This is a genomic window from Ramlibacter sp., assembly GCF_035706265.1.
In the GTDB taxonomy this organism is placed as follows: domain Bacteria; phylum Pseudomonadota; class Gammaproteobacteria; order Burkholderiales; family Burkholderiaceae_C; genus Ramlibacter.
Genome location: NZ_DASSVG010000575.1, coordinates 1 through 9727 on the forward strand (window position 1 = coordinate 1; position 9727 = coordinate 9727).

The 9727-nt window shown below is 70.6% G+C and carries 12 protein-coding genes; 1 reads left to right on the forward strand and 11 read right to left on the reverse strand.

Translation table 11 applies throughout. The features are described from left to right. Nucleotides 1-287: 287 nt before the first annotated feature. From VFM98_RS20590 to VFM98_RS20630, 9 genes are all read right to left on the reverse strand, one after another. Complete coding sequence (locus tag VFM98_RS20590; RefSeq protein ID WP_325111763.1) at nt 288-569, reverse strand: hypothetical protein; 282 nt, start codon at nt 567-569, stop codon at nt 288-290. Nucleotides 570-718: 149 nt separating this feature from the next. Next, nucleotides 719-1171 (reverse strand): substrate-binding domain-containing protein, encoded by a 453-nt coding sequence (locus VFM98_RS20595; protein ID WP_325111764.1) that lies wholly within the window; start codon nt 1169-1171, stop codon nt 719-721. 20 nt (nt 1172-1191) lie between these two features. Next, nucleotides 1192-1575 (reverse strand): hypothetical protein, encoded by a 384-nt coding sequence (locus VFM98_RS20600; protein ID WP_325111765.1) that lies wholly within the window; start codon nt 1573-1575, stop codon nt 1192-1194. 187 nt (nt 1576-1762) lie between these two features. After that, complete coding sequence (locus VFM98_RS20605) at nt 1763-2554, reverse strand: c-type cytochrome (RefSeq protein ID WP_325111766.1); 792 nt, start codon at nt 2552-2554, stop codon at nt 1763-1765. Then, complete coding sequence (locus VFM98_RS20610; protein ID WP_325111767.1) at nt 2551-4173, reverse strand: cbb3-type cytochrome c oxidase subunit I; 1623 nt, start codon at nt 4171-4173, stop codon at nt 2551-2553. The genes VFM98_RS20605 and VFM98_RS20610 overlap by 4 nt, the downstream gene beginning before the upstream one ends. Further along, complete coding sequence (locus VFM98_RS20615; protein WP_325111768.1) at nt 4160-4714, reverse strand: cytochrome C oxidase subunit II; 555 nt, start codon at nt 4712-4714, stop codon at nt 4160-4162. Before VFM98_RS20615 ends, VFM98_RS20610 begins: the two co-directional genes overlap by 14 nt. A gap of 5 nt (nt 4715-4719) precedes the next feature. After that, a complete protein-coding gene (locus tag VFM98_RS20620) occupies nt 4720-4881 on the reverse strand; it encodes a hypothetical protein (RefSeq protein WP_325111769.1) in 162 nt (53 codons plus the stop codon). Between the two features lie 2 nt (nt 4882-4883). Further along, entirely contained in the window at nt 4884-6170 is a 1287-nt protein-coding gene (locus tag VFM98_RS20625) for a c-type cytochrome (RefSeq protein WP_414709059.1), read from the reverse strand. Beyond that, on the reverse strand, nt 6167-6916 hold the full coding sequence (locus tag VFM98_RS20630; protein ID WP_325111770.1) for a cytochrome c4: 750 nt from the start codon (nt 6914-6916) through the stop codon (nt 6167-6169). The genes VFM98_RS20625 and VFM98_RS20630 overlap by 4 nt, the downstream gene beginning before the upstream one ends. 133 nt (nt 6917-7049) lie before the next feature. Between VFM98_RS20630 and VFM98_RS20635 the strand changes: the two genes are divergently transcribed. Then, nucleotides 7050-7256: a hypothetical protein gene (locus tag VFM98_RS20635; RefSeq protein WP_325111771.1), complete on the forward strand. Its 207-nt coding sequence runs from the start codon at nt 7050-7052 to the stop codon at nt 7254-7256. On the opposite strand, the gene VFM98_RS20640 is transcribed toward VFM98_RS20635, so the two are convergent. Together VFM98_RS20640 and VFM98_RS20645 are read right to left on the reverse strand one after the other, a co-directional pair. Next, entirely contained in the window at nt 7244-7504 is a 261-nt protein-coding gene (locus VFM98_RS20640) for a hypothetical protein (protein WP_325111772.1), read from the reverse strand. The genes VFM98_RS20635 and VFM98_RS20640 overlap by 13 nt on opposite strands. A gap of 205 nt (nt 7505-7709) precedes the next feature. Further along, a partial coding sequence (locus VFM98_RS20645; protein WP_325111773.1) for an ATP-dependent DNA helicase occupies nt 7710-9727 on the reverse strand: 2018 nt, incomplete at its 5' end.

Consider the following 9727-nt stretch of genomic DNA (forward strand, 5'->3'; position numbering starts at 1 on the left):
GACGCGACGTAGCGGCACAGCTGCCCGTAGCGGCGCCAGGCGATGAACTGGAGCTGGCGCGAGATCAGCTGGCGCACGGCCGGATCGCCGCACGGCACGGATTCACCCGCGTACGACTCGAGGGCCTGTTCGGCCGTCCTCCAGGCTGCCAGGAGATGCTCGAAGCGTTCGTCGCGCATGCCTGCATGATGGCCGCAGGGGGCCGTCCTCTTCGCTGACCAGAGTCAAGAGTTGTCGGTGCCTGCGTGCCCGCGCGCGTAAGGGAAGACGAGCGGCGCGGCAGGCGCTCAGCGCGTGCGCTCGGCGTGCTGCTGCAGCGCGACGAGTTCGGCCATCAGGCGCGGATCGGTCGCGGCCAGGTCCCACAGCTGGCGGTCTTCGGCGCGCTGGCGGCGCACGTCCGCCCAGGCGTCGAGGCGCCGCTGCAGGCGCTGCGTGCCCAGCACCACCACGGAAGCGATCAGGGAGACGAGGGAAACCAGCGCGCCGACGGCGGTGACGCGGCCCACAGCGTGGCGGGCGTGCGGCAGCTGCGGCAGGGAATGGGAGATGGAAGCGATGCGTGCCATGGTATGGCCTCCTTTGCCTTGCATCGACGCTGCCGGGCGGGGTGCTGCCCGCAGCGTGGTTTGTCAATCGCGGCGTCGACCGCCGACATGCAAGGATGATCCGCCGGCCGTGCCGGGTGGCGGCTGATGTACGTCAGTCAGGACGACAATCAGGGCGCCGTGAGGCCGCTGCGCTTCAGCACCGTCTGCGTCTCCTCGCTCGCCAGCAGGATCAGCAGCGACAGCGCCGCCTGCGAGTTGGCGGCGTCGGTGGAAACGGCGCCCGCATACACCGTCGCCGCGGCGCCGCGGGCCAGCGGGACGATCGAGCCGTCGGAGACCGCGCCTTCGCGCCCCAGGGCCTCCAGCAGTGCCTGCGGCAGCACGGCGAGGTCGAAGTCCTCGCCGGCGCGGATGCGCTCGGCGAGCGCGCCCTCGGCGCCGTCGACGACCAGCACCTTGTGGCCCGTGCGCTGCGCGAAGCCGGGCGCCATGGCCGCGACCACCGGGCGGAAGGCGCCGGCGGCGAGCACCTTGACCTCGTCGGCCGCCGCCCCGAAGGCGCACACGGAGCCCAGCGCCAGCGCGGCGAGGGTGCGAAGAAGGGATGGAAGGCGGTTCACGGCCCCATTGTGAACAGCGCTCACAAGGCGCGCCACTCCGGAATGCAGTGGCGCGCCAGGGCCGTCACCCAGAACGGCTCGCGCGGGTCGAAGGCCAGCCCGAAGCGCGGGCTCACCAGGAAGCCGGCGCGCTCGAAGGCCTCGGGATCCTGCGCGCGAACGAAGGCCGCCAGCGCGGCGAACGGCACGGCGACATTGCCCAGCGTCACGACCTGCGCCTGCAACGTGATCTCCTCCAGCCGCCCGCAGTCCTGGAAGCGGAAGACGACCTCGCCGTAGTCCATCTCGTCGAGGCCGACGCCGTTGCGCTGCGCGCGCCAGGGCCGACCGTGCGTGCGCAGCAGGTCCTCGCGCGAGACGGAAAACGGCGTGGCGTCCACCTGTTCGTACGGCTGCAAGTTCATGCTGCGGCCAGCTTACGCCCTGCCCTGCAAGTCGATACCTGGGTAGGGCCAGATAGGCACCTTGGTGCCTACGCAGGGCAGGCGCCGAAGCGCACCATAGCTCCACCCTCAGACCCATCGAGTCCCTCTTCCTCCTCCCTGAGGGTCATCCAGGCGGCCGCCCCCGTGCGGCCGCTCTTTTTTTGCTTCAGCGCGCCGGCTCGGCGCCGCCTTCCGCGCGGCCGACGATGGCCCGGGTGGCGTAGTAGCGTGCCACCGCCTCGATCTCCTCCGGCCGCATCTGGCGCGCGATGTTGCGCATCGACGCCAGGGTGTCGTTGCGGCGCGCGCCGTCCGCGAACTGCTGCATCTGCGTGGCCAGGTAGGCCTGCGACATGCCGTCCAGCCAGGGACTGCCGGGCTTCTTGTCGATGCCGCCGTGGCAGGAGGCACAGGGCGCGATGTTGCGCATCGGATCGCCCACGTTCACCAGCGGCGGCACGGCGGTGGCCGGCCCGGCCGGCGAAGGCCGCGGCAGCTGGGCGTAGAAAGCTGCGAGGTCGCGGATGTCCTGTTCCGACAGGCCCGCGGCCAGGCCCTGCATCAGCGCATGGCGCCGGTGGCCGTTCTGGTAGTCGATGAGCTGCTTGTAGGTGACTTCCGCGTACTGGCCGGCGAGGTTGGGCACGTCGGAGGTGCTGACGCCGCGGGCGCCATGGCACATGGTGCAGCGCAGCGCCAGCGTGCCGCCGCGGCCCACGTCGCCGCCGGCCGCCAGCGCGGGGGTGAACACCGCTGCCACGCGGCTGGCCTGGGCGTCCTCGCGCGGCACCGCCGGGGCCCAGGTGCTCGGCACGCCGGCCGCGCGGCAGATCGCGTCCCACAGGCCGCCGCCGGTGAAATCGGGCTTCACCTGCGGCAGCCACAGGAAGCCGACCAGCAGGGCCGCCACGCCGATCGCCAGCAGCCCCGCGAGGGCGCGCCACACGCCGGCGTTCATCGCGGCCCCCCGATCACCACCACCGGCACCGAGGTCTCCGGCAGCAGCGCGAGCTGCACGATCGGAAAGCCGTAGTTGACCACCGTCAGGCCGACCATCAGCGCGATCCACAGGGCGAAGCCGTTCAACGAAGCCGGCACGGCCGACGCATGCACCGGCCGGGCGAAGACGTAGGGCGCGGGCGCCGCGCGGCCGCGCCGCCCCGCCGTGGCCAGGATCCAGAGGAACAGCAGGCCGCCGGCCACCAGCAGCAGCCCGCCGATCGAGGAAATGGTCACCGTGATCGCCTGGGGATGCAGCTCGGGATGGCTGTAGTCGAAGTAGGCCATGCGGCGCGGCATTCCGAGCAGGCCGGTGAAGTGCCAGGGCAGCGTCGTGATCATCATGCCCACGAACCAGAGCGTGAGCTGCCAGTTCATCAGGCGCGTCGACAACGGCTTGCAGCCGGTGAGGTGCGGCCACAGGTCGTAGGCGACCACGAAGTACATGCTCACGATGGCACCGGCGAAGATCAGGTGGAAGTGGCCGGTGACCCACTGCGTGTTGTGCACCGTCTCGTTGAGCTGGTAGCTCATGTTCACGATCCCGCCGGCGCCGCCGAAGCCGAGCATCACGAAGGCATAGGCCACGGCCAGCATGTACGGGTTGCCCCAGGGCAGCGCCTTCACCCAGCCGAAGGCGCCGCGGCCGCCGCGCAGCCGCGCCGCGATCTCCACCGACGCGCAGATCGTGAACACCGTCAGCAGCGTGGGCACCGACACCATCGCCGTGAACACCGCGTGCAGGAACTTGAAGCCGGCGCCCACCTGCGGGTCGGCGAACAGGTGGTGGATGCCGATCGGCATCGAGAACACCAGGAACAGCACGAAGGCCACGCGGCCCATCGTGTCGCTGTACAGGCGCCCGCCGATCGCCCGCGGGATGATCGTGTAGAAGGCGATGTAGGCCGGCATCAGCCAGAAATAGACGATCGCGTGCAGCGTCCACGAGAACAGCACGCGCGCCAGCCCGGCATCGATGGTGTCCTTCCAGCCGAAGGCCGCCGGCAGGATCAGCAGCAGCACCTCGGAGGCCGCGCCGACGGAAGTCCAGGCCCAGAGATAGGCCCCGGTGGCGTTGCCGAACATGGCCAGCGGCACGGTGGCGCCCGGGTTCTCCTTCTTCCAGCGGTGCAGGTTCCAGGAAGTGAGGCCGACCCAGATCCACGAGCCCACCACCACCAGCACCACGCCCAGGTAGTAGAAGACGTTGCCCACCATGGGCGGGTAGAAGGTGTAGAGCACCGAGGCCTTGCCCAGCGCGACCGGGGTGGCCGCCATCACCGTGCCGAGCACCACCAGCCAGAAGCCGGCCCAGGCCCAGCGCACGCCCAGCAGCGGGCGCCCGAGCGCGAGCTCGGTGATCGCGTAGCCGAAGCCCATCGCCACCAGGGTCGGCAGCACGTAGGCCATCACGGTGCCGTGCGCGGTGACGGAACGGTAGTAGAGCTCCGGGTTGTGGATCCAGGCCGCCAGCGGGCTGCGCACCGCCATCTGCCACTCGCCGAGCAACAGGGCGACGGCGAAGCCGGCGAAGGCCACCCAGAAGTGGGCCAGCACGAGCCGCTTAGCGAGGAACACAGCTGATCGTCCTTCCCGGCTGGGCCTGCCGGATGAATTCGTCGCGGTCCACCACCTGCACCTGCGCCCACATGCCTTCGTGGCCGGTGCCGCAGTATTCGTGGCAGGGCATCAGCAGCTCGCCGGTCTTGGGGAAGCGCGCGGTGAAGGTGGACACGAAGCCCGGGATCACCATCACGTTGGCGTTGGTGCGGCCGACCACGAAGCCGTGCACCACGTCGGTGGCGGTGGCGCGGAAGGTGACCGGCGTGTCCGCCGGCACCACGATGCACTGCGGCGTGAACGAGTACTGCTGCGCGACCAGGCGCACGCTCACCTGCCCCTGCGCGTCCACCATGGTGCCGAGGTTGGCCTCGATGAACTCGCCCTTCTGGTGCACGGTGCGCGGGTCGATCGTCTCCACCCGCGAGGGCGGCATCGCCGCCCAGTGCAGGCCCGTGAAGACCATCATCGCGATCAGCAGGAAGATGATGCCGGCGACGATCCACGCCCAGCGCCGCTCGGCGCGCTCGGCCGCTTCGACGGCCGGCGAATGCGCCATCGCATTCATTCCACCGCCCCCCGCGGCAGGTAGGCCAGGAAATAGAACAGGAAGTAGATCAGCACCACCAGGAAGGTGGCGACGCCGGCGACGGCCCAGGTGCCGTGCGGGCCTGCGCGCACGATCTCCTCGACGGCCGGGTCTTCGTGGACTTCTTCGTTCTGCATCATCACTCCAGCGGCACGGAACGCAGGGCGTTGGCCTGCGCGGCGGTGACCGGCGTTCCGCCGTTGCCCCAGGCGACGCGGATGTAGGTGACCACCGCGGCCACCTCCTCGTCGTTCAGCAGGTGGGCGAAGGGCGGCATGCCGTAGGGACGCGGGTTCTTGCGCGTGGCCGGCGCATAGCCTCCGTTGAGCACCATGCGGATCGGATTGACGGGCGAGGCCATCTCGATCGACTGGTTGTTGGCCAGCGGCGGGAAGCCGGGCGGGAAGCCCTTGCCCTCGTCGCCGTGGCACATCGCGCACCACGTGGCGTAGATCCTGCGGCCGCTCTCCATGGTGCCCGGCGCCACCAGCTGGGCCTGCGGCTCGGGCCGCGTCTCGCCCTTGGGCGGCAGCGACTTCAGGTACACCGCCATCGCGCGCGCATCCTCGTCGCTGAGGTACTGCAGGCTGTTGTAGGTGACTTCCGCCATCGGCCCGTACACCGCGCCGCGGTGCGACACGCCGGCCTGCAGCAGGTCGGAGATCTCGTCCAGCGTCCAGTCGCCCAGGCCCGCCTCGCGGTTGGATGTCAGCGAAGGCGCGTACCAGTTCTGGTTGGGGATCATCCCGCCGCTGAAGGCCTCGGACTCGCGCGAGCCGCCCAGCGCCGAGACGGCGGTGTGGCACATGGAGCAGTGGCCCAGGCCCTGCACCAGGTAGCCGCCGCGGTTCCATTCCTCGCTCTGCTTCGGATCGGGCTGGTATTCGCCCTCGCGGAAGTACAACGTGCGCCAGCCCACCAGCAGCTCGCGCTGGTTGAAGGGAAAGCGCAGTTCGTGCGGCCGGTTGGCCTGCTTCACCGGCGGCACCGACATCAGGTACGCGTAGATCGCGTCCGAGTCGGCGCGGGTGACCCGGGTGTAGTTGGCGAAGGGCATCACCGGGTACAGCAGCGTGCCGTCGCGCGAGCGGCCCTCGTGCATCATCCGGTAGAAGTCGTCTGGGGTCCAGCGGCCGATGCCGGTCTCGTCGTCCGGCGTGATGTTGGGGACGAACATGTTGCCGAAGGGCGTGGGCATGGCCCGGCCACCGGCGAACACCGCGCCGCCGGGCTCGGTGTGGCAGGCCACGCAGTCGCCGGCGCGCGCCAGGTATTCGCCGCGCGAGATCACGTCGTTGGCCGCGGTGCGCACGGCCTGGCCGGGCCGGATGGTGTCCCACGGCTTCAACTGCCACAGCACCCAGCCGCCGCCCGCCAGCACCAGCAGCAGGACGAGCCCCAGGGCGACGCGCAGGCCCCGCTTCACCGCTGGCTCCCGCAGGTGAGCGGCATGCGCTGCGTCTGGCGCGCATCCGGTGCCGGGTCGAGCGGCGCGTTCAGGCTCCCGAGGTAGCCGGCCAGCGCCTGGATGTCGGTCTCCTCCAGCCGCGTGGCGATGCGGTGCATGCAGTCGGGACCGGCGGCGCGGCGCTCGCCGGCGCGCCAGCGCGTGAGCTGCGCTGCGATGTAGTTGGTGCGCAGGCCCACCAGGCCCGGGATGCCCGGCTCCATGCCCGTGAGCCGGGCGCCGTGGCAGGCCATGCAGGCGGGGATCTGCCGGTTGGCGTCGCCGGTCTGCACCAGCTTGCGGCCGTGATCCAGCAGCGCCGCCGGCAGGGCCGAGGGCTGCGGCGCCGGAAAGGGCGGGCGCAGCTGGGCGAAGTAGTCGGCGATCTCGCGCAGGTACTCGTCGGAGAGATACGCCACCAGGTAGTTCATGGGCGCATAGCGGCGGCTGCCGTCGCGGAAGGCCCGCAACTGGTTCAGGAGGTAGCCGGCCGGCTTGCCGGCGATGCGCGGGAAGTAGTCGCTGCTGGTGCCCTGCCCCTGCTGGCCGTGGCAGGTGACGCAACCCTGCACCCGCGCTTCCATCGAATCGAGCTCGCCGAACTTCGGGACGGTGGCGGGGTCGGCCTGGGCGAAGGCGCTCGCGCTGGAAAGGGTCAGGAGGAACGCGGCGATGCAGCCGCGCGACAGGCTTCTCGTTGTTTGCGGCATGGCAGAGGCACGCATGATCCGCTCTTGCTGCGCCACTCCGCGTAGGACCAGTCCGCCCCGCCTGTCGGCCTCTTCCTGCGCCGCGCAACGCCTCTTGCTCTCGGGTTGGAAATTCTTGTATTATGGGAAAACTTCACGGGGCAACGGGATGGTGAACACGACAGGGGCGGAGGCTTGGCAGCGCGTTCACGCCGTGCTGCTGCAGAAGGAGAGATGCCTGGAACAGGCAAAGGTCGCCCAGGCGCTGGGGGCCACGAGCAAGGATCAACTCGCCGCGCTGGAGGCGGAAGTGCAGCAACTGCGCGACCGCGCCAACGCGATGTTCAACGCGGTGTTCCGCTTCTACGAGACGTAGGCGAAGCGCTGGCTGCGCGCCGGCGGCTGGATCAACCCGGCGTCGTGCAGCAGGCCGATGGCATGCGCGAGCTTTTCGGCCGCCACGTGCCGCAGCCACGCCAGCTCGCGCAAGGTCTCCCGCGTCGGGCCGGTGCCCTTGCCGCTGTCGTAGAGACGCCAGGCTTCGCCCACCTCGCGTTCCAGCACGCGCGCCGCGGTGTCCGCTTCCTTCCAGGCGTCGTACGCGTCGTCGATGGGGTTCTTCATGGGGCGTCTCGTGGGTTGGGGGTGGGGCGGATGCCGGTGAGCCATCCGCCCCTGCCCGGCTACAGCATGGGGCTGCAAACCGTGCACCAAAGGTTACGCAAGGTCCGCGCCAGCGTCCTGAGCGTCATTTCCGTGCCGTTTTGCCTGCTCGGCAGCAGACTGGGGGGGAAACGGGGAAACGGCCTGGGTGTAATGACCCAAGCCCTCACGCGCAGGCGGACGGCGCCTGCGAGATGCGCCACCAGGCCGGCAGCAGTGCGCGCACGGACGACCGGGCGAAGCGGTCGTCGATCAGGTAGACGATGCCCCGGTCTTCCTGCGTGCGGATCACGCGGCCGGCCGCCTGCACCACCTTGCGGATGCCGGGATAGAGATAGGCGTACTCGTAGCCGGAACCGAACAGCCCCTCCAGGCAGGCCTTGAGCTGCTCGTTGCGCGGATTCACCTGCGGCAACCCCAGCGTCGCCACGAAGGCGCCGACCAGCCGGTCGCCGCGCAGGTCGATGCCCTCGCCGAAGCTGCCCCCCAGCACGGCGAAGCCGATGCCGGCGCCGCCCGGCTCGAAGCGCTCCAGGAAGGCCTGGCGCCCCGCTTCGTCCATGCCGCGCCCCTGGGCCCACATCGGGATCCCCGGGTGGCTGCGCTCGAATTCCGCCGCCACCAGCTCCAGGTAGTCGAAGCTGCTGAAGAACGCCAGGTAGTTGCCGGCCTGGGCCTCGAACTGCTGCGCGATCAGGCGCGCGATCGGCGCCGCGGAGCGTTGCCGGTGCGGATAGCGGGTGGAGATGCGGCTCACCACCTGCACCTGCAGCTGGCCGGCGCCGAAGGGCGACTCGACGTCGATCCAGGCGGTGGAGTCCGGCAGGCCCAGCATGTCCAGGTAGAAGCGTGCCGGGCTCAGGGTGGCCGAAAAGAGCGTGGCAGTGCGCGCCGCAGCGAAGCGCTTCTTCAGGAAGGGCGCCGGCACCAGGTTCTGGATGCGCAGCGTCGCGCCCTGCTCCGCCAGCTCCAGCACCGAGTGGGTGCCGAAGGACTCGGCCAGGCGCAGGAAGCCCATCACGTCGAACCAGGCCTGCTGCAGCGGGGCGTCGAGCGGCCCGGGCGCGGCCTGCGCGAAGTGCTCCTCGAGCGCGGCGCCGGCCAGCTTGAGCGCAGCGATCAGCGATGCCGGCAGCGCATCGAGGGTCGCCGCGCCGGCCGGCTGCGCCTTGCGCAACGTGTTCCAGCTGCGATGCACCTTGTCCAGGGCTTTGCGCACGGCCGTCGGCGCGGTGGACCGCAGCGCGCGCAACGCGGGCTGGGCGAGCCCGGCCGAATACATCGCCCGCGCCCGCTCCACCAGGTTGTGCGCCTCGTCGGCCAGCACGCCCACGCGCCACTCATGGGCGAGCGTCATCGCGTGGAGCATGGCGCTGGCGTCGAAATAGTAGTTGTAGTCGCCCACCACCAGGTCGGACCAGCGGGCGGCCTCCTGGCCCAGGTAGTAGGGGCAGACCGCGTGCCGCTGCGCCACGGTACGCAGCCTCGCCGCGTCGAGGAAGCCGGCCTCGAGCGCTTCTTCCCGCGCGGCCGGCAGCCGGTCGTAGAAGCCCCGGGCCAGCGGGCAGGATTCGCCGTGGCAGGCCTTGTCGCGGTGTTCGCAGGCCTTGTCGCGGGCCGTCAGCTCCACGATCCGCAGCCGGCCGGCGGGCGCGCCGGTGGTGAGTCCGGCGGCGGCGTCGAGCGCGAGCTGGCGGCCGGTGGTCTTGGCGGTCAGGTAGAACACCTTGTGCAGCCCGTGCGGCGCCACCGCCTTCAGCATCGAGAACAAGGTGCCGACCGTCTTGCCGATGCCGGTGGGCGCCTGGGCCAGCACGCAACGGCCGCTGGCCGCCCCCTTGTAGACCGCTTCGGCCAGTTCGCGCTGGCCGGTACGGAAGGCCGGATGCGGGAAGGCGAGTTCGGAGAGGAAGCGGTCGCGCTCGCTGCGGTGCGCGAGTTCCTGCTGCGCCCAGGTCAGGAAGTCGGCGCAGCACGCCTCGAAGAAGGCACGCAGCGCCTCGGCCGAGTGCGTTTCGACGAACACCGTCTCCTGCTGCGTCCCCAGGTCGAAATAGACCAGCGCCAGGTTGACCGCGCCCAGCCCGCGCGCCTGGCAGAACAGCCAGCCGTAGACCTTGGCCTGGGCCCAGTGCAGGGCGCGCTGGTTGGGGCGCTGGCGGGCCAGGTCGCCGCGATGGGTCT

What these genes read in the sequence shown, in the direction of transcription:
- VFM98_RS20590 (WP_325111763.1), bottom strand. Translation starts at nt 569, where the DNA reads ATGGCACGCATCGCTTCCATCTCCCATTCCCTGCCGCAGCTGCCGCAC.
- VFM98_RS20600 (WP_325111765.1), bottom strand. Translation starts at nt 1,575, where the DNA reads ATGAACTTGCAGCCGTACGAACAGGTGGACGCCACGCCGTTTTCCGTC.
- VFM98_RS20605 (WP_325111766.1), bottom strand. Translation starts at nt 2,554, where the DNA reads ATGAACGCCGGCGTGTGGCGCGCCCTCGCGGGGCTGCTGGCGATCGGC.
- VFM98_RS20615 (WP_325111768.1), bottom strand. Translation starts at nt 4,714, where the DNA reads ATGGCGCATTCGCCGGCCGTCGAAGCGGCCGAGCGCGCCGAGCGGCGC.
- VFM98_RS20620 (WP_325111769.1), bottom strand. Translation starts at nt 4,881, where the DNA reads ATGCAGAACGAAGAAGTCCACGAAGACCCGGCCGTCGAGGAGATCGTG.
- VFM98_RS20630 (WP_325111770.1), bottom strand. Translation starts at nt 6,916, where the DNA reads ATGCGTGCCTCTGCCATGCCGCAAACAACGAGAAGCCTGTCGCGCGGC.
- VFM98_RS20635 (WP_325111771.1), top strand. Translation starts at nt 7,050, where the DNA reads ATGGTGAACACGACAGGGGCGGAGGCTTGGCAGCGCGTTCACGCCGTG.
- VFM98_RS20640 (WP_325111772.1), bottom strand. Translation starts at nt 7,504, where the DNA reads ATGAAGAACCCCATCGACGACGCGTACGACGCCTGGAAGGAAGCGGAC.